The organism is Streptomyces sp. NPDC057486 (assembly GCF_042802415.1).
Classification (GTDB): domain Bacteria; phylum Actinomycetota; class Actinomycetes; order Streptomycetales; family Streptomycetaceae; genus Streptomyces; species Streptomyces yanii.
In genome coordinates this window covers 110,547-129,659 of record NZ_JBHVEE010000006.1, presented here as the reverse complement: position 1 = coordinate 129,659, position 19,113 = coordinate 110,547, and the positions used below count along the sequence as shown (strand labels likewise).

Below are 19,113 nucleotides of genomic sequence, written 5' to 3'. Positions count from 1 at the left end.
CCGGTACTGCCCGCGCCCTTGTCCGCTGCGACTTTTGCCAGCTCTGCCACCTCTGCCAGGAGCCGATCAGATGGCCAACTTCTCCAAGTCCCACGTGCCGCAGTTCTCCGTCGAGGTGTACCAGAACGAATATCTGCCGGAGGGCGGCCGCGAGGTCAACGCGATCGTCACGGTCACCTCGACCGGCGGCGGCACCACCGGTGGCGTTCCGCTGACCGGGGCGACTCTCGCGCCCGCACGGCTGCCGGGCCAGGGACCGAAAGCCGCCGTGGTGATCATGGTGGACTGCTCCGGTTCGATGGACTATCCGCCGACGAAGATGCGCAACGCCCGTGATGCGACGGCCGCGGCCATCGACACCCTGCGCGACGGCACCTCGTTCGCCGTGGTCGGCGGTACGCACATCGCCAAGGAGGTCTATCCGGGCAACGGCCGCCTCGCCGTGGCCGACGCGCAGACCCGCGCCCAGGCGAAGGAGGCGCTGCGCCGGCTCAGCGCGGGCGGTGGCACGGCGATCGGCACCTGGCTGCGACTGACCGACCGGCTGCTCGGTGCCGCAGACGTGGACATCCGGCACGGCATCCTGCTCACCGACGGCCGCAACGAACACGAGTCGCCGGAGGACCTGCGGGCCGCGCTCGACGCGTGTGCGGGCCGCTTCACCTGTGACGCCCGTGGTGTCGGAACCGACTGGGAGGTGAAAGAGGTCACAGCCATAGCCTCGGCACTGCTCGGAACGGCCGACATCGTCGCCGACCCGGCGGGGCTCGCCGCGGACTTCACGCAGATGATGGAGAACGCGATGGGCAAGGAGGTCGCGGACGTGGCGCTGCGCCTGTGGACGCCCGTCGGGGTCGAGATCAAGTTCGTGAAGCAGGTCGCGCCGACCGTCGCCGAACTGACCGACCGCCGCACCGAGGCGAGCCCGCGCGCCGGGGACTACCCGACCGGTTCCTGGGGTGACGAGTCCCGCGACTACCACGTGTGTGTACAGGTGCCGGAGGCCGGGATCGGGCAGGAGATGCTCGCCGCCCGCGTCTCGCTGATCCTCCCCGACCCGTCGGGCGCGACGGCTCCGCAGGTCCTCTCGCAGGGGCTGGTACGGGCGGTGTGGACGGACGACATGGTGGCATCCACCTCGATCAATCCGCAGGTCGCGCACTACACCGGTCAGGCGGAACTGGCACAAGTCATCCAGCAGGGGCTCGATGCGCGCAAGTCGGGAGACTTCGACGGAGCGACGGCGAAACTCGGCCGTGCGGTGCAGCTGGCATCGGCGTCCGGGAACGAGGACACTGCGAAACTGCTTTCGAAGGTGGTCGACGTCGTCGATGCGGCGACAGGTACTGTGCGACTGAAGGCGAAGGTCGCGGAGGCCGACGAGATGACCCTCGAAACGCGCTCCACCAAGACCGTCCGCGTGAAGAAATGACACGAGGGCCGCGCAGCTCAGCGACGTGGCGAAGCGATGGAAAATGACGGCCCCCGGGGCCGGACGAGGAGAGGGGGAAGCGCCGACATGCCGACCTGCCCGAACGGACACCAGTCGGGTTCCGAGGACTGGTGCGAGGTCTGCGGCCATCGCATGGCCGGGGCCGGCGCGCCTGCGGGTGCAGTCCCCCCGCCGCCTCCACCACCGCCCGCGCCCGGATACGGCTACCCGCAGGGCCCCGGATCCGGCGCCACCCAGCAGGCGGAGCTCTGCCCGCAGTGCCGCACCCCGCGTGAGGCGATGGCGCCGTTCTGCGAGGAGTGCCGCTGGAACTTCCTCACGAACACGGCGACGTCGTACACCCCGCTGGCCCCGCAGCCCGGCGGTCCGGGCGGGTCCGGCCCCGGCGGTCCGGTGCCCGGTCTGAACCTGCCGCCGGGCTTCCAGGCGCAGCAGGGGCCGCCCGCGCCGCCGCCGCAGCGCGATCCGTACGAGTACCAGAGCTCACGCCCCTCACAGGTGAACCGCCCGGCCGAGCCGCTCACCCCCGGGCCTCCGGCGCCGGGGGCGCAGCAGCCGCCGCACCCGTTCCAGCAACAGGGCTCGCCGCCCCCGTCCTTCCAGCAGCAGGGTCCGCCTCCTGCGCCGTCGTTCCAGCAGCAGGGTCCTCCGCCTCCGTTCCAGCAGCAGAGCGCGCCGCCCTCGTTCGAGCAGTCCGGCCCGCCCGCGCCGCCGCAGCCGCAGGCCACGGGTGACGACTGGATGCTGCCACCGCCGTCGCAGCAGCAGGTGCCGACGCAACAGCCGCCCCAGAGCCAGGGCCCGAACCAGAACCAGGCGCCCGCGGGCTGGACGGCGGTCATCGCCCCGGACCGTGAGTACTTCCTGGCGATGATGCAGCGCAGCGGCCCCGAGGCGACCGGGCTCAACCTGCCCGCGTACTCCCCGGAGCAGCGCCTGCCGCTCACCGGCAACCAGGTCACCATCGGCCGTCGCCGGCACAGCACCGGTGAGTCCCCCGACGTCGATCTGTCCGTGCCGCCGGAGGATCCGGGCGTCTCGCACCAGCACGCGGTGCTGGTGCAGCAGCCCGACGGCAGCTGGGCCGTGGTCGACCAGAACTCCACCAACGGCACGACGCTGAACGGCGCCGAGGACCCGATCCAGCCCTACGTCCCCGTACCGCTCCAGGACGGCGACCAGGTGCATGTCGGGGCGTGGACGACGATCACCATCCGCCGCGGCTGACCGGGTTTCTCAGCCGGCGATCAGTGGCCAGGCGTACGGCCCCTCGGGGTCGTCCAGCCAGGCCCACTGCCGCCCGTCCCGGAGGGTGATGCCGAACCTCTCCCGCTCGGGGCGCTTCTCGCGCTCCCAGAGGGAGAGGGCCTCACGCGGGTCGAGGGTGGTGCCGGTCAGCGTCTGCAGGAACCGGAACAACTCGTTCTCGGCCACCCGCCTCGGCACTCCGCCGGTGTGCGGGTGGCGCACCGGCGGCGGCGCCCCGCGCAGGGGCACGAAGTACGCGGGTGTGTGCAGGAACCGCCCCTCGGCATACGGGCCGTGCGGTGACGGGCTTACCCGCAGCAGGATCAGACCGGTCGCGAGCGGTGCCAGGATCCGCGCCTGTGGCCTGCACTGCGCCAGCCATGCCTGCGGTACGGACGGCAGGGTGCAGGTCACGATGATCCGGTCGTACGGGCCCCGCTCGGGGCAGCCGCGCGCCCCGTCCCCGGTGATCACCGCCGGGTGATAGCCCGCCGCCGACAGATGGTTGCGGGCCGACTCCGTGATCTCCGGGTCGAGGTCCATCGTGGTCACCGCGTCGTCGCCGAGGCGGTGGGCGAGCAGCGCGGCGTTGTAGCCGGTGCCCGCGCCGATCTCCAGAACGGTGTGGCCGTCCCGTATGTCCAGCTCTTCCAGCATCCGGGCCATCAGCGACGGCTGGCTGCTCGACGAGACGAGTTCGCCGTCCCGGATCCGGGTGGCCAGCGCCCCGTCGGCGTACGCGCCGTGCAGCCACTGGGCCCGCCGGGCCGGGTCGGGGTCCTCGCACCAGAGCCGTTCGGGCCCGCTGGTTCCGGTCACGTAGTAGTACGGCACGAACAGATGGCGGGGCACCGCCTCGAACGCGGCACGCCAGGCCGGGTCCGCCAACTCCCCGCCCGCGACGATTCCCCGCAGCATCGCCCGCCGGGCCTCGGCGCCGGCCGCCGCGAACTGATCCAGGTGTGGGCCCATGCCTCCACTCTCCTGCTCGCGCCCCCGGGAAGCGACGAGGCGGACGGCGGACCGGAGCAGACGGACGCCAGGTACACACCACCCGGGCCGCCGTTTCCGACCGATTCGATCGATCATCCTCCACTCCCTGCTCGCACACTCCACGTTCCCCTCTGCAGCACGGTCCGCGGGCACCGCACCCAGCCGGCACCCTTCGCCGGCGGGCCGCTCTCCCCGGCGGTACGGGCACAGCTGGACGCCCCGGGGGAGTGAGCCGTCCGGGTCTGCCGGGTCAGGGTCCTAGGTCCCGGGTCCTCGGCCGGTGCGTCTGCGACCATGGACGGGTGACAGAGAATCCGCACGACACGCTTCAGGAGCAGACCTTCTACGAGCAGGTCGGCGGCGAGGAGACCTTCCGGCGCCTGGTCCACCGCTTCTACCAGGGAGTAGCCGAGGACCCGCTGCTGCGGCCGATGTACCCGGAGGAGGACCTGGGGCCGGCCGAGGAGCGGTTCGCGCTGTTCCTGATCCAGTACTGGGGTGGCCCTCGGACGTACAGCGAGCAGCGCGGTCACCCCAGGCTGCGGATGCGGCACGTCCCGTTCCGGGTGGACCGGGCCGCGCACGATGCCTGGCTGGGCCGGATGCGGGTGGCTCTCGACGAGCTCGGGCTGTCCCCGGAGCACGAGCGGCAGCTGTGGGACTACCTCACGTACGCCGCCGCCTCGATGGTGAACACCGAGGGCTGACGGCACAGCCCCCGTCCCACACCCCATACACACGCACGCACTGTGCGGAATACGGTGCTCCGCGGCCGGATAACGGTCACGATCCCATCAAGGTGTGGGCGTAAGCGGTTTCCAGCAGTGGGGACGTTCTGACAGCATCCTGGGAGCGTCGGGGGGCGCGTGGGGTGACAGAGCCGAGGGGGCCAGGTGACGGGGTTCGTCTTTCTGCGGGTGAGGGCGCATCGGCTCCTTCTTGCCGCAGCCCTTCTGGCCGTCCTGCTCACCACATCGGTGCTGGCGGCGCTCACCGCCTTCTCCGGCTCCATCGGAGACGCGGCCCTGCGCCACACGCTCACCCACCGCTCCTCCGCGTCCGCGTCGCTCGTCATCTCCACGCACGTGGAGCGCGAGCAGCGGGGAGCGGCCGACCAGGCCGTGCGCAAGGCCGCCCGCGAGACGTTCGACGGTCTGCCGGTGACCGTACGGAAGCTGGAGGCCTCGGGGCCGTACGCGCTGCCGCGGAGCCTGCAGGCTCCGGCGGCCCGGCGCGGCGATCCCGATCTCACCCGGTTCGCCTCGCTCGACCGCAGCCGTGTCCGTCTCACCGCGGGCCGCCTGCCCCGCGCCGGGAGCGGGAAGAGCGACGCCCCCGTCGAGGTGGCCCTGCCCTCCGTAGCGGCCGACATCCTGAAGCTGAAGCCCGGCGCGCGACTCACGCTCACCGACCGGCTCGCCGAGGGCACCAGGCTGCCGGTCCTGATCACCGGCCTCTACGAGGCGGCCGACCAGGCCGACCCGTACTGGCAGTTGGACGAGCTCGGCGGGCGGGGCGTCCGCAAGGTCGTCTTCACCACGTACGGTCCGCTGCTCACCGACCCCGCCGTGCTCGGCTCCGGGCGGATCAGCTCCGGCGACATGGCGTGGCTGGCCGCCGCCGACTTCCGTACCGTCACCACGGACCGGATCCACGCACTGCGCACCGCCGCGACCAAGGGCCCGAAGGCGCTCCTCGCCACCCCTGAGTTCAAGGCCGGGGCGCTCGTGCAGACCTCGCTGCCCACCGTCCTCGACCAGATCGACCGGGCGCTGCTGGTGTCCCGCTCGACCCTGATGATCGTCGCCGTTCAGCTGGTGCTGCTCGCCGGTTACGCGCTGCTGCTCGTGGCCCGGCTGCTGAGCAGTGAGCGCGGCGGGGAGACGGAACTGCTGCGGGCCCGCGGTGGTTCGCGCGGCCGGATCACCTCGCTCGCCGCGATCGAGGCACTGCTGCTCGCGCTGCCCGCCGCCGTCATCTCCCCCCTGCTGGCCGGGCCGCTGACCCGGCTGCTGGCGGACCGCGGCGAGCTCACCCGGATCGGGCTGCGGCTCGACACGGGCGCGACCGGCACCGTGTGGCTGGTGGCCGCCGCCGTCGCGCTGGCCTGTGCTCTGGCCGTCGTCGCACCCGCGCTGGCCGCCACCGCGGGGATGCGCAGCCGCAGCCGGGCCGCCTCGCTGCCCGGGCCCGTGCGCGCGGGCGCCGACATCGGGCTGCTGCTGATCGCGGCAGTGGCGTACTGGCAGCTCGACCGGCAGACAGGCGGCTCCGGCAGCGGTGCGCTCAGCGGTGACCGGAAGGGCGGTCTCGGTATCGATCCGCTGCTCGTCGCCGCGCCCGCGCTGCTGCTGCTCGCGGGCACCGTACTGACGCTGCGGCTGCTGCCGCCCGCGGCCAGGCTGGCGGAACGTCGTGCGGCGGGCGGCCGGGGGCTGTCCACCGCGCTGGCCGGCTGGCAGTTCAGCCGCCGTCCGCTGCGCGGCGCCGGACCGGTGCTCCTGCTGGTCCTGTCTGCCGCGATGGGCATGCTGGCGATCGGGCAGAGCGCGTCCTGGGACCGTTCGCAGGGCGACCAGGCGGACTTCAGGACCGGCGCGTCGGTGCGCATGGTCGGCGGAATCAACGGCAGTCCGACAAAGACCGGGGCGTACGCACAGCTGCCGGGCGTACGGGAGGCGGCACCCGCATTCCGTACGACGGTGGACCTGTCCGGCGACCGCGCGGCCGAGGTGGTCGCACTGGACACCGCGCACGCCGACGAGCGGATGCTGATGCGCGGCGATCTCACCGACGGGCCGACCGACGGGCTGTTCGCCTCGATCACACCGCCGAAGAGCGCGCGGGCCGGGCTGCTGCTGCCGAAGGGCAGCAGGGAGATCCGGTTCGACCTGCGGATCTCCGTGACCTCGGCGGCGCACGGGACGTCGCCGTCCGGCATGGCCCCGCAGGTCACCGTGGAGCTGGAGGACCGTTACGGCATTCCGTACCGGGTTCTCCTCGGAACCGTACCGGCCGACGGCAGGGCGCACCCCCTGTCGCTCCCGGTGGCGGCCGCCGGTGAGCTGGCCGTGACCGGGTTCGAGCTGAACGGCACGCAGCCCGTCGGCCGGAGCGAGACGCACCGGGTCGCCGTGAGCCGGCTGCGGACCGTGACCGCGGACGGCACCGACCAGCCGGTTCCCGTCCCGGCCGGATTCGGCTGGCAGGGCACCCTGACCACCGGCCTCCTCAACGAGACGCCGCAGGGCAGCCCCGTCCACGCTGCCGCGTCCGACCGGGACCCGCTGACGGTCGGCTACGACACCGGGTCCATTCCGGTCGAGGGCGCGGTGTACGGGGTACCGGCCCTGACCGTGCGGGTCCTCGCGCCCCGCGCCGAGGCCCCGGCGCTCCGCGCGGTCGCCACCGACACCTATCTGAAGGCGTCCGGCGCGAAGGTGGGGCAGGACGTCGATGTCACGCTGGCCGGCGAAACGGTCCGGGTGAAGATCGTGCGGTCGGTCCGGCAGTTGCCCACCACCGGGCCGGGCGCCGCCACCTCCGCCGCTGCCGCCGAGGCGTCCCGGCTCCGGGACGGCGGCGCGCTGCTGCTCGACCTCAGGGCCCTCGGCCAGGTCCTCGCGGACCGCCCGAACGCGGTCCTCACCGCCACCGAATGGTGGCTGAGCACCGAGCCCGGCCAGACCGGGAAGGTCGCCGCCGCGCTCCGGGGCCAGCCCGACACCGACCCGACGCAGGTGCTGGTCCGCGACGAGGTGGCCCGGGATCTCCTGGGCGACCCGTTGGGCGCAGGACCGCAGTCCGCGCTGCTCGCGGTGGCGGTCGTCGCCGCCGCGCTGGCAGCGGTCGGCTTCGCGGTGAGCGCCGTCGGATCGCAGCGCGAACGGTCCGCCGAATTCGCCGTGCTGCGGGCGCTGGGTGCGCCGCGCCGCGGACTGGCCCGGATGATCGCCGCCGAGCAGGGCGTGCTGATCGCCATCGCGCTGCTGGTCGGATTCGCACTCGGGGCCGTACTGACCAGGGCCGTCGTGCCACTCATCGTGCTGACCGGGCAGGCCGCCCAGCCGGTGCCGCCCGTGCTGGTGCAACTGCCGGCCGGGCAGGTCGCCACGCTGCTGGCAGGCGTCGCCGCGCTGCCGCTGCTGATCGTGGCGGCGATCGCCCTGCGCCGCGCCGATCCGGCGATTTCGCTGCGCCACCAGGGGGACAACTGACATGAGCCCGCGTTCCGACAGCGGTCGTTCCACAGCCATCACCCGGGCCGGCGCCTGTGCCCCGTGGGTCCGTACCCGGCTGCGTACCGCGCCCGGGGCCGCCTGCGCGCTCGGGTTGCTGGTGCTGCTCACGGCGTTCCTCGCCGCCGCGTTCCCGCGGGCCGTCGACGCGTACGAGAACAAGGGGCTGCGCCACGACCTGGCCGTCGAGGACCCCAGGCGCAGCGTCCTGGAGCTGACAGCTCCGCCGCCCGCCCTGGGGGAGGAGGCGAAGCGCGAGGCCGCAGTGCGCGGGGCGGCGCTGGGCGCGGTCCACCGCCAGGTCCTGGCCGGGCTGCCCGAACCGGTGCGTGCCGACACCTCCCAGTCCTCGTACGGCATCCACACGACTGAGCCGATCGCCGCCGGGGAGAAATGGCTGCCGCGACCCTACGGCCTCGACCCCGAGCTGACGTACGCGACCCCGTCGGCCCTGCCGGCCCACGCCACGCTGCGCGACGGCGCCTGGCCCAGCGTCCACGGCGAGGTCACCGCGACCGCCACGGAGGTCGAGGCCGCGGTCACCGAAGCGACCGCGAAGGCACTGCGGCTCAAGGTGGGTTCGACGATCGCGGTACCGACCCGGGGCGAGCGGCCGCTGACCGTACGGATCACCGGCATCGTCGCCCCGAAGCTTCCGGAAGCCGCCTACTGGTCGACCGAGCGCCTGCTGCGTACCCCGTCGCTGATCGCGAAGCCCTCCAAGGACACCCCCCGTTACTACTGGATAGCGGCCCTGCTGCTGCCGCCGGACGCGGCCCCCGCGCTGCTCGCCACGACCGGTGTGCCCGAGCCGTACTGGCGGATCGCGCCGGACGCCGACCGGCTCACGGCGCTCGACGTGGACCGGCTGCGTTCCCGGGTGGCTTCGCTGGAGAGCGGCCCCGAACTGCTGAAGCTGCGTGCGCTGGCCGGTCCGGCCGCGACACTGACGACCGGTCTGGACGACGTCCTCACCGAGTACGACGCGATGCGTTCGGCGATCAGCCCGGTCGTCACGGTCGCCGCCGTCGGGATCGGTGCCGTCGCCGCCGTCGTCCTGCTGATGACGGGCGGTCTGCTCGCCGCCCGCCGCCACAGCGAACTGGCTCTGCTGCGCTCGCGCGGCGGATCGCTGCGCGGCATCGGCGGACGGCTGCTCGCCGAGACCGCGGTGACGACGGTGCCCGCGGCGGCGCTCGGTCTGCTGCTCGCCGTTGCCGCCGTCGGCGGGGTCCGGCTGTGGCCCGCGGTCGTCGGGGCCGCAGCCGTCGCCGCCCTGGTCTGTGTTGCCCTGCCGCTGGGTACGACGCTCGGTCACCGCGTACCGCAACTGCACGGCGCCCGCGACGACATGATGACCGCCCGCCCGTCGCGGCGCCGCACGGTTGCCGAACTCACCCTGCTGGTGCTGGCCGTCGGCGCGGTCGCCGCGCTGCGCCGCCGCGGTACCGCCGCGGACGGTGGCCCGGACTTCCTGGTCAGCGCCGCGCCGGTGCTGGTGGGGCTGATCGCGGCACTGGTCCTCGCCCGCCTGTACCCGCTGCCGCTACGGCTGGCCTCCCGCTCGGTCGCCCGGCTGCGCGGCGCGGTCGGCTTCCTCTCACTGGCCCGTGCCGGGCGCGCGTCGGCGAGCGGCGCACCGGCCCTGCTGGCGCTGCTGGTAGCGCTGACGACGGCGGCGTTCGGCGGCTCGGTGCTGGCGGGGGTCGCCGGCGCGCGGGACGACGCCTCGGTGCTGGCCATCGGTGCGGACGCTCGGATCAGCGGCGAGGGTGATGCGATGGAACTCCCGGACCGGCTGGTCCGGGACGTACGGAAGGCGGGCGGCGTACGGGAAGTGGCGCCGGTCCAGATCGAGTACAGCGTTCCGCTGCCGTCCGGCGACCTCGGCTCCGACGTGAAAGCCACACTGGTCGGCGTCGATCCGGGGACGTACGCGAGGCTGGCCCGTTCGACCGGTCTCGGGCCGTTCCCCGCGGACCGGCTGAAGGCCACCGGAGCAGCGCCCGGGAAGGGCACCGTGCCGTCGAAGGACCGGGTGCTGCCCGTCCTCGCCTCGCCGTCCGTGGCCGAGCGGCTCGGCGAACGGCCGCGCGCCATCAAGTCGCTGGCGGGCGAGTTCAAGGTGCGGGTCGTCGGAACGGTGACGCGTACGCCGGCCGTCGACAACACCGACTTCCTGGTCGTCGACGCCGCGTCCCTCACCCACCGGCAGACCACCACGCTGCTGGTCACCGGCGGCTCGGCGGACGCGAAGGCGCTTCGCGCGGCCACGCACCGTGCGGGCCCGACGTTCTTCCTGCAGCTGCGGTCCGAGGAGCGCGCGGCGTTCGTCGACACCCCCATGCAGTCGGGTGCCGAGCGGATCTACACGGCGGCGATCGCGGCAGGCGCGGGCTACGCCCTGTTGGCCGTACTGCTGTCGCTGATGCAGACGGCACCGGAACGCACCGCACTGCTGGCCCGGTTGCGGACCATGGGCCTCACTCCCCGGCAGGGCCGACGGCTCCTCGGCCTGGAGGCGATGCCGCAGGCACTGCTGGCCGCCATCGGCGGGCTGCTCGTCGGCTGGGCGACGATCGCCCTTCTGGCACCCGGCGTCGACCTCGTACAGCTGGCACTGTCCAGCGGGCCCGGCTCCGACGCGCTCGACACCGCTCCCCTGCGGGCCGACCTGTGGTCGCTGGCGCTCCCGGCGCTCGGCGTGGTCGCACTCGCCGCCGCCGTGGCAGCCGTACAAGCCTGGTGGGCCGGGCGCCGTGGATCGATCACCGAACTCAGGGCAGGAGACACCCGATGACGTCGTCGACGACCGAGACCACGCTGGCGGAGCTCGAACAGCGGGCCGCCGCACGCCGCGACCGACCCTCGTACGGGCACGACGCGCTGATCGCCTGCGATCGGCTGGTCCGCATCTTCAGCACGGACGGGGTGGAGGTGCAGGCCCTCCAGGGCCTCGATCTGCTGGTCACCGAAGGCGAGTTGATGGCGCTCGTCGGAGCGTCCGGCAGCGGCAAGTCGACCCTGATGAACATTCTGGCGGGCCTCGACGTGCCGACGGCCGGATCGGCGAAGGTCGCGGGCTGCGATCTTCTGTCGATGGGCCAGAAGGAACGGCTCCGTTACCGCCGGGACGTCGTCGGGTTCGTCTGGCAGCAGACCGCCCGCAACCTGCTGCCGTACCTCACCGCCATCCAGAACGTCACGCTGCCCATGCAGCTTCGCGGTCGCGGCCGGAACCGCGAACGTGCCGCACGCGCCGAGTCGCTGCTGCAGATGCTGGAGGTCGCGGACTGCCGCGACCGGCGGCCCCCGCAGATGTCCGGCGGCCAGCAGCAGCGGGTGGCGATTGCCGTCGCGCTCGCCAACAACCCCTCGGTGCTGCTCGCCGACGAACCGACCGGCGAGCTGGACTCGGCGACGGGCGAGCAGGTGTTCGCCGCGTTCCGCCGGGCCAACGAGGAGCTGGGGACGACGATCGTGATCGTCACCCACGACCAGGCGGTGGCGGGCGAGGTCCGCCGTACGGTCGCCATCCGTGACGGCCGTACGTCGTCCGAGGTGCTGCGCCGTACGGAGGTGGACGCGGCGACGGGCCAGGAGTCCCAGGTTGCTCGCGAGTACGCGATGCTCGACCGCGCGGGGCGGCTGCAGTTGCCCGCCGACTACACGGAGACGCTCGGGATGGAGCACCGCGTGATGCTGGAGCTGGAGCAGGACCACATCGGGGTGTGGCCGGACGACCAGCAGCGCTAGCGATGTTTGCCCCATGAGGAGCGTCGTCCGGTGCGTGCGATCGCACGGCGGCCGGACGCCCTCGGACGGGGTCTCCCCGCTCGAACGAAGTTGAGAGCTTGGGCAGGGAGCCACCAGGGCTTTCGGCCGAGGCGGAAGGGGCTCCCTGACCCTTGAGGCCTTAGGGAGGGCGTGCCGGGCGGTGCGACGGGGCAAAGCTTGCCGGGAGGGGCACTGGCGAGCGCCTCACCCGCAGATCCGCACCGGCCTCGGCGTCAGCGGGCGCCGATCGTCACCGCGAGGTTGCCGAGTCCGCTGCCCGCGCCGCGCACGGCGATCGAGCCGAACGGGGTACGCAGCCGCAGCCACGGCCCCGCGGCGAACAGCGCGACCGGGAAGTCCGGGGCCGGGCGCAGGAAGCCGAGGGACTGGGCGGCGTGGACGGCACGCAGCGGGAGTCCCGTGCCGCCGACCGTGCGCGACCATATGTCGCGGCCGATCAGGTCCCGCTCCGACCTGGTGCGGCGGTCCTCGGGCAGCGCCTCGTCGCGGGAGCGGAACTCCGCCACGGCGGCGGTGACGGCGGTGCGCAGGGAGACGGGGTCGGGCAGTCCTGGCCGTTCCTGCCAGCCGGTGCGCGGCGGGAGCATCCCCGTCCACGGCGGCCCGGTGACGGGCGCGGGCAGCCCGCCACGGGATTCCCCCGTCTCGACGTCGAGCGATTCGAGGAGTTCACCGGCGGACGCGGTGATGTCGAAGTCGATCGGGCCGGCCAGCCGCGCCGTTCGGATCGCGAGGACCTCGAACGACGGCGGCCTGCCGAACACGGCCAGTGCTCCGCCGCCCGCCTGCAACCGGACGGCAGCCGCTCGGTCGTAGTGGAGCAGGCGGCCGAGGAAGGCGGCGAGATCCGCCGCCTCCCTCGCGTCGGCGAAGTGCAGCGACTGCACGGGCACCGTCATACCGCGGCGGGCTCCTCGGCCAAGTACTCCTGGAGGAAGAGCTTCTCCTCCGCGGAGATCCGCCGGGGTCGCTCCTCGGCCAGGTTGTACGGCACGACGATGGTCGAGGCCCGCACGTACACCTGGTCCGGGTCCTTGATCTCGTACGAGATCGTCAGGGACGCGGCACCTATTTTCGTGACCCAGGACTCGACGGTCACCGGCGCGTGCCGGTGGACCAGCGGGCGCACGTAGTCGATCTCGTGCCGGGCCACGACGGACCCGCCTGCGAAGGACGGCGAACCGTCCCCCGGCGCCAGCCGGAACATGAAGTCGATGCGCGCCTCCTCCAGGTAGCGGAGGAAGACCACGTTGTTGACGTGGCCGAAGGCATCCATGTCCGACCAGCGCAGCGGGCAGTTGTAGATGTGACGAGCCAAGACGATCAGCCTCGCGTGAGCTTCTTGTACGTGGCGCGGTGCGGACGGGCCGCGTCCGCGCCGAGGCGCTCGACCTTGTTCTTCTCGTACGACTCGAAGTTGCCCTCGAACCAGTACCACTTGGAGTCGCCCTCGTACGCCAGGATGTGCGTGGCGACGCGGTCCAGGAACCAGCGGTCGTGGGAGATGACCACGGCCGCACCCGGGAACTCCAGGAGCGCGTTCTCGAGCGAGGACAGGGTCTCGACGTCGAGGTCGTTGGTGGGCTCGTCGAGGAGCAGCAGGTTGCCGCCCTCCTTGAGCGTCAGCGCCAGGTTGAGGCGGTTGCGCTCACCACCGGAGAGCACACCGGCTGGCTTCTGCTGGTCCGGGCCCTTGAAGCCGAACGCGGAGACGTACGCCCGCGACGGCATCTCGACCTGGCCGACGTTGATGTAGTCGAGCTCGTCCGACACGACCGCCCAGAGGGTCTTCTTGGGGTCGATGTTGGCGCGGCTCTGGTCGACGTAGGAGATCTTGACGGTCTCGCCGACCTTGATGCCACCGGAGTCCGGCGTCTCCAGGCCCTGGATCATCTTGAACAGCGTGGTCTTGCCCGCACCGTTCGGACCGATGACGCCGACGATGCCGTTGCGCGGCAGCGTGAACGACAGGTCGTCGATGAGGACCTTCTCGCCGAAGGCCTTCGAGAGGTTCTCGACCTCGACGACGATGGAACCGAGCCGCGGGCCCGGCGGAATCTGGATCTCCTCGAAGTCCAGCTTCCGCATCTTGTCCGCCTCGGCCGCCATCTCCTCGTACCGGGCGAGACGCGCCTTGGACTTCGTCTGCCGGCCCTTGGCGTTGGAGCGGACCCACTCCAGCTCTTCCTTGAGCCGCTTGGCGCGCTTCTCGTCCTTGCGGCCCTCGACCTTGAGGCGAGCGGCCTTCTTGTCGAGGTACGTGGAGTAGTTGCCCTCGTACGGGAGCGCGCGGCCGCGGTCCAGCTCGAGGATCCACTCGGCGACGTTGTTCAGGAAGTACCGGTCGTGCGTCACGGCGACGACGGCGCCCGTGTACTTCGAGAGGTGCTGCTCCAGCCAGTTCACCGACTCGGCGTCGAGGTGGTTGGTGGGCTCGTCGAGGAGAAGCAGGTCCGGGGCCTCGATCAGCAGCTTGCAGAGCGCGACGCGACGCTTCTCGCCACCGGAGAGGTTGACGACCGGCCAGTCGCCGGGCGGGCAGCCCAGGGCGTCCATGGCCTGCTCCAGCTGGGCGTCCAGGTCCCACGCGTTGGCGTGGTCCAGGTCCTCCTGGAGCTTGCCCATCTCCTCCATCAGCGCGTCCGAGTAGTCCGTCGCCATGAGCTCGGCGACCTCGTTGAAGCGCGTGAGCTTGCCCATGATCTCGGCGGCGCCGTCCTGGACGTTCTCCAGCACGGTCTTCGACTCGTCGAGCAGCGGCTCCTGCATGAGGATGCCGACGCTGAAGCCGGGCGACAGGAACGCGTCGCCGTTGGACGGCTGCTCCAGGCCCGCCATGATCTTCAGCACCGTGGACTTACCGGCGCCGTTGGGGCCCACGACACCGATCTTCGCGCCGGGCAGGAAGTTCAGGGTGACGTCATCGAGGATCACCTTGTCGCCGTGCGCTTTGCGCGTCTTGCGCATGGTGTAGATGTACTCAGCCAAGAGAAACCGTCCGGCTATCGATGTGTGGGCAGATACACCCCATCTTGCCCGACCGCTAGCCCTAGGGGGAAACGCGTATGGCTCGGTGGCTCTGACCTGGGGTTTCACTGTAAGCGGCGATGACTCGGCTGTCAGTGTCGGCCGTCGCCGGCCGGCCTCGGCCGACCTCGCACGACCCAGAGACGGCCCGGCATCGGGGCTGCTCACTCGAGAGGCTGGGCACGCCACCCGCAGCTGTTCACCGTGGAGCCAGGTGAAGGTGCGGTCGGGTGCGAGGAGGGCCCCCAGTGGATGAGGTGGATGCCGTCCCCCGGGTCGGCCGTGAAGAACAGACACACCGGCTTCGGCCGGCCGCGTCGGCAAGGCTGATCACACGCTGGAGAACGGTTTTCACCTCATGACCTCAGCGGCCTCGCGACGACCGCTGGCCAAGTGCCGCAGCCTGGCCCAGTTCGTCGGAGGTTCCGGCTCTGGGATGCCCGGGCGGCCACGTGGCACCTGAACACGCAGCGCACCCGGCCAGGTCGTGGAGGTCACCGGCGTCGACATTGTCACCGCCTCGCCGTCGACGCCGACCGGAATCTGCGCCGCATCGGCGGTGATCTCGATCTGTTGCGTGGTCAGCTCGGTGACCCCCTCGGCGCTGCTGCCGCGGAGCAGGTCGATGGCCTGACCGGCGGTATGCACCCTGACACCGATCACGCCGAGCACGCCTCCATCCAGCCGTGCACGGCGGCCGAGGCCGGCGATGTCATCGGTTCGGTACGGATTGTTGGACACCAGCAGCGCCTGCGGCGCCTCGATCTCTGTGCCGTCCACTTGTGCTGTCAGCCGCGCTCCGCCGTGACCTTGCAGCAGGTCCGGGAGCAGGTTCAGCGTCGTGCCGATCTTGTCGCCACGGTAGGCCGGGCTCTCCACGACCTGGGCGTAGGCACCGAAGGAGGCGTTGTTGACGAACGGCTGCCCGTTGATCAACCCCAGGTCGACCCGCAACTCCACACCGTCGGCCAGGGCGCCGAGGCAGGCGGTCGGGTCCTCCCGGTTCAGCCCCAGGTCCAGGGCGAAGTGATTGCGGGTGCCCGCGCTGATCACCAAGAACGGTAGGTCGTGCTCGGCAGCGATACCCGCTACCAGTGCCTGGGTGCCGTCACCGCCGGCCACCCCCAGCAGGTCAGCGCCGTTGGCCACCGCCTGCCGGGCTACCGCGGCCACGTCGGTCGACCCGTCCAGGACGAACACCTCGGCGCCAAGGGCTTCGGCCTTGCGCTTGAGGTCGAACTTCTCGACCTTCCCGCCGCCCGCCTTCGGGTTCATGATCAGATACGGATGCCGGGCCGGTGGCTGCACCGGATACTCGGGCATGCGCCAGTCCGGCTGGTCTCCCTTCAGCGCCTGGTGCGCGGTCACGCCCGCGTAGAGCCAGACTCCCGCCGACACGATGGCCACCCACAGCACGCCGCTGACCGCGAAAATGACGACCACCGCGATCGGCACCAGGACGAAGACCCCAAGCGACAGCCACCGCACGACGCCTCGTCGGGAGAGGAAGAAGTACGCTGCCGCCACGCTCACGACCGCGGCAGTCAGGCCAACGGCGAACATGGCCAGGCTCTTCAGCTCGGCGAAGACGACCAGGATCACGATAGCCAGGCCTGCCAGCACGAAGCTGAGCCTCGCTAGCCACCGCTGGGCGGACGTACCCCGCGCGATCGCTGCAGACGTCATAGTCCTAGCGTCGCATGCCGACGGCTCCGGCACCTCACCCAATCCGACTCGACGAAGAACACCCCCTTGTCCTGTTCGCGCGGGTGAGCCGGCGTTTCTTGCAGGTCGGAAGGGCGGGAAGGGGGAAGGGGTGCTGCTTTGACGACTGCGCCCGCAACGCCGCTCGGCCTGCGGCGATGTCCCTCCATGGCCCCCGACGCCGGGGGTGGTCCGTGACTGGCCCGGATCTTGATGGACAGCCCTTAGGGGGTCTACCCAACCCCACGGCGTGGCTGCGTGCGCCTCCAGGGCGGCTGAATACGATCTCAACGGTAAGCCCCGTGTATTCCGCTCAGCGAGTCGAGGTGACGCGGTGTCGCAGCCCAAGGTCGAGCGTTCTTTCCCCGCCTACTACCGCGAGCATCGTGAGCGATACACGACCGGTCGGGTGACCAAGATCAAGGGTCGGCCGATCTGGGTGCTGGAGAACCTGGGCGGGTGGTCGGTGAGCAGCATCGTCATCGAAGGCGACGACGGGTTGGTCGTCTACGACACGGGAATCTGCCGGGAGCAAGGAGAGCTCATCGCTGCCGAGATCGCGCGGCTCTCGGACAAGCCGGTGCGGGCCGTCGTGTACTCCCACCACCATGCGGATCACTGCCAGGGAACCGACGCGATCGTGTCCCCCGAAGCAGTGGCCGGCGGCGAGGTCGAGATCATCGCGTGGTCGAGCTTCCCTCGCGAGTACGCCGACGAGAATCGGGTCGTGGGGCCCATCATGGGCATCCGCGTTGCCTATATGTCCGGCGCCCTGCTCCCACCCGAAGATCTCCCGTACACCGGGCTCGGTGGTCGGTTCATCGGCGGGAGCGTGGGAACCTTCATCGAGCCGACCACGCTCATCGACAGCGAGACCGACTTCGACATCGCCGGCGTCCGGTTCACCCTGTTCCTCACCGGCGGGGAGGCTGCCAGCGAGATCGGCATGTATCTGCCGGACTACCGCACGGCGCTGATCGCGGACGAGGTCTACATCTCGCTTCCCAACCTCTACACCCTCCGCGGCGCCAAGTTCCGGGACGCGATGCGCTGGGCAGCGGCGAGCGAGAAGGTGCTGGCCCGGGATGTCGACCTGCTCCTGGGGTGCCACATGCCGCCGCTGGAAGGGCGCGAGCAGATCGAGCAGGTCCTGGGCGTCTACCAGGACGCGATCCAGTACAACCACGACCAAGCGGTGCGGCACATCCTGCGCGGCGCCACAGCCGAGGAGCTCCGGACGGGTCTCGTCGAGTTGCCCGGCCATCTGGACCTCGAACCGTTCACCCGGGAGATGTACGGCAGTGTCGCCAACAACGCTGCGGCGCAGATGACCGGCTACCTGGGATGGTTCGGCGGTGACGCCATCGAGTTGGCGCCGCTGCCGCGCGCCGAACGGGCCAGTCGGACGGTAGCGCTGATGGGTGGTCGAGACCGGGTCATCGAGGCGGCACGAGCAGCGCTCGACGACGGCGACGGCCAGTGGTGCGCAGAGCTGGCCGGCCTGTGCGTCAGCGTCGACACCGAGGACCGCGAGGCTCGCCGGCTCAAGGCCGCGGGTCTGCGCCTCCTCGGCTACGCCGAGCAGAACGCACCGCGCCGCAACTTCTACCTCACCGGCGCGCTGGAGCTCGAAGGCGCCTTCGATCCCGCGGTCGTCAGCGGTCTCGCCCGCAAGACGCTCACGTCGTCCTCGACACCGCTTCTCGGGCTTCTCGATTCCTTCCGCTACAACGTCGTACCGAGCCGCGCCGGGGAGCAGCGTCTCGTCGTCGACGTGGTGCTCGGCGACAGTGGTGAACGCGCCCGGCTGGAGCTCCGCCACAGCGTGCTCCGGGTCGACAAGACCGCGGATGACCCCGACGCGACTCTGAGTCTCCCGAAGGACCGGTTCCTCGCGCTGGCCTCGGGGAGCACGACCTGGGACACGCTGCAGCAGGATGACGCGGTCGAGGTCGCGGGTGAGCCCGAGGTCCTCGCGAGGTTCCTCGCGTGCTTCGACCTGACCCCGCCACGGGTGCAGCTCCACGTGCGGTGACGCGGGAGCGCGTCACTGAGTCATTCGACGGTCGCGCGCAGCATCCCGCATGGCCGCGCCAGGATCTGGAACGAGCGGTGCAGCCTTTGCGATCCGGTGGTAATTCAAAGCGGCTCTCGCACGTTCCGGCCACCGTGATCAACCGCCTGTGATCGCCCGTATTAGCTCGTTCAGGTGCGTACCTCGCGCAGGCTTCAGTCGTGATGTCGAGGATTGTCCTCACGATGTGTTTCCTCGTGGAGGTGAAAGAAGATGGCGACGTATGTCGCGTTGCTGAACTGGACCGATCAAGGGGTCCGAAACTATAAGGACACTGCCGAACGCGCCGAGGCCTTCGCCGCAGGGGCACAGAAGCTCGGCGCGAAGCTTTTGAGTATCTACTGGACCGTCGGCCCATACGACCTCGTGGCCGTCGTCGAGGCGCCCGACGACGAAACCGCCACCGCGACACTCCTGCAGCTCGGCGGAGTGGGCAACGTCCGTACCACGACTCTGCGGGCTTTCGGCCAGGAGGAGATGGTTCGCATCATCGCCAAGGCCGGCTGAAGAGCTCCGCACACTGCGAGCGGTGGCGTCCGGCGAGCCAGCTCAGCAGGCCCGGCCTGCACGTATGCGTG

At 71.3% G+C, this 19,113-nt stretch carries 13 protein-coding genes; 8 read left to right on the top strand and 5 right to left on the bottom strand.

What is annotated here, in order from left to right; all coding sequences use genetic code 11:
* The first annotated feature begins 70 nt into the window (after positions 1-70).
* Together ACFU6I_RS05450 and ACFU6I_RS05445 are read left to right on the top strand one after the other, a co-directional pair.
* Positions 71-1,432, top strand: coding sequence for a VWA domain-containing protein (locus ACFU6I_RS05450; RefSeq protein ID WP_384361879.1), 1,362 nt, complete (start codon positions 71-73; stop codon positions 1,430-1,432).
* 87 nt (positions 1,433-1,519) lie between these two features.
* Positions 1,520-2,680: an FHA domain-containing protein gene (locus tag ACFU6I_RS05445; RefSeq protein ID WP_384361876.1), complete on the top strand. Its 1,161-nt coding sequence runs from the start codon at positions 1,520-1,522 to the stop codon at positions 2,678-2,680.
* A gap of 9 nt (positions 2,681-2,689) precedes the next feature.
* Here the strand turns inward: ACFU6I_RS05445 and ACFU6I_RS05440 are convergent, their stop codons facing one another.
* Complete coding sequence (locus ACFU6I_RS05440) at positions 2,690-3,673, bottom strand: methyltransferase domain-containing protein (RefSeq protein ID WP_384361874.1); 984 nt, start codon at positions 3,671-3,673, stop codon at positions 2,690-2,692.
* Between the two features lie 323 nt (positions 3,674-3,996).
* Here ACFU6I_RS05440 and ACFU6I_RS05435 point away from each other — a divergent pair, with 323 nt between their 5' ends.
* The 4 genes from ACFU6I_RS05435 to ACFU6I_RS05420 all read left to right on the top strand — a co-directional run bounded on the left by ACFU6I_RS05435 (position 3,997) and on the right by ACFU6I_RS05420 (position 11,688).
* Positions 3,997-4,401: a globin gene (locus ACFU6I_RS05435; RefSeq protein WP_266985577.1), complete on the top strand. Its 405-nt coding sequence runs from the start codon at positions 3,997-3,999 to the stop codon at positions 4,399-4,401.
* Positions 4,402-4,587: 186 nt separating this feature from the next.
* Positions 4,588-7,911, top strand: a complete 3,324-nt coding sequence (locus ACFU6I_RS05430) for an ABC transporter permease (protein WP_384361871.1) — start codon at positions 4,588-4,590, stop codon at positions 7,909-7,911.
* Position 7,912: 1 nt separating this feature from the next.
* Positions 7,913-10,732 (top strand): FtsX-like permease family protein, encoded by a 2,820-nt coding sequence (locus ACFU6I_RS05425; protein WP_384361869.1) that lies wholly within the window; start codon positions 7,913-7,915, stop codon positions 10,730-10,732.
* On the top strand, positions 10,729-11,688 hold the full coding sequence (locus ACFU6I_RS05420) for an ABC transporter ATP-binding protein (RefSeq protein ID WP_345518187.1): 960 nt from the start codon (positions 10,729-10,731) through the stop codon (positions 11,686-11,688). Before ACFU6I_RS05425 ends, ACFU6I_RS05420 begins: the two co-directional genes overlap by 4 nt.
* Positions 11,689-11,942: 254 nt before the next feature.
* Here the strand turns inward: ACFU6I_RS05420 and ACFU6I_RS05415 are convergent, their stop codons facing one another.
* The 4 genes from ACFU6I_RS05415 to ACFU6I_RS05400 all read right to left on the bottom strand — a co-directional run bounded on the left by ACFU6I_RS05415 (position 11,943) and on the right by ACFU6I_RS05400 (position 16,380).
* Complete coding sequence (locus tag ACFU6I_RS05415; RefSeq protein WP_384361867.1) at positions 11,943-12,629, bottom strand: hypothetical protein; 687 nt, start codon at positions 12,627-12,629, stop codon at positions 11,943-11,945.
* Positions 12,626-13,048 (bottom strand): thioesterase family protein, encoded by a 423-nt coding sequence (locus ACFU6I_RS05410; protein ID WP_345518183.1) that lies wholly within the window; start codon positions 13,046-13,048, stop codon positions 12,626-12,628. The genes ACFU6I_RS05415 and ACFU6I_RS05410 overlap by 4 nt, the downstream gene beginning before the upstream one ends.
* Before the next feature lie 5 nt (positions 13,049-13,053).
* Positions 13,054-14,718, bottom strand: coding sequence for an energy-dependent translational throttle protein EttA (gene ettA / locus ACFU6I_RS05405; RefSeq protein ID WP_345518181.1), 1,665 nt, complete (start codon positions 14,716-14,718; stop codon positions 13,054-13,056).
* Between the two features lie 390 nt (positions 14,719-15,108).
* On the bottom strand, positions 15,109-16,380 hold the full coding sequence (locus tag ACFU6I_RS05400) for a diacylglycerol/lipid kinase family protein (protein WP_384361865.1): 1,272 nt from the start codon (positions 16,378-16,380) through the stop codon (positions 15,109-15,111).
* 415 nt (positions 16,381-16,795) lie between these two features.
* Here ACFU6I_RS05400 and ACFU6I_RS05395 point away from each other — a divergent pair, with 415 nt between their 5' ends.
* Both ACFU6I_RS05395 and ACFU6I_RS05390 read left to right on the top strand, forming a co-directional pair.
* A complete protein-coding gene (locus ACFU6I_RS05395; RefSeq protein ID WP_384361862.1) occupies positions 16,796-18,496 on the top strand; it encodes an alkyl sulfatase dimerization domain-containing protein in 1,701 nt (566 codons plus the stop codon).
* Between the two features lie 252 nt (positions 18,497-18,748).
* On the top strand, positions 18,749-19,042 hold the full coding sequence (locus tag ACFU6I_RS05390) for a GYD domain-containing protein (RefSeq protein WP_384361859.1): 294 nt from the start codon (positions 18,749-18,751) through the stop codon (positions 19,040-19,042).
* The last annotated feature ends 71 nt before the right edge of the window (positions 19,043-19,113 follow it).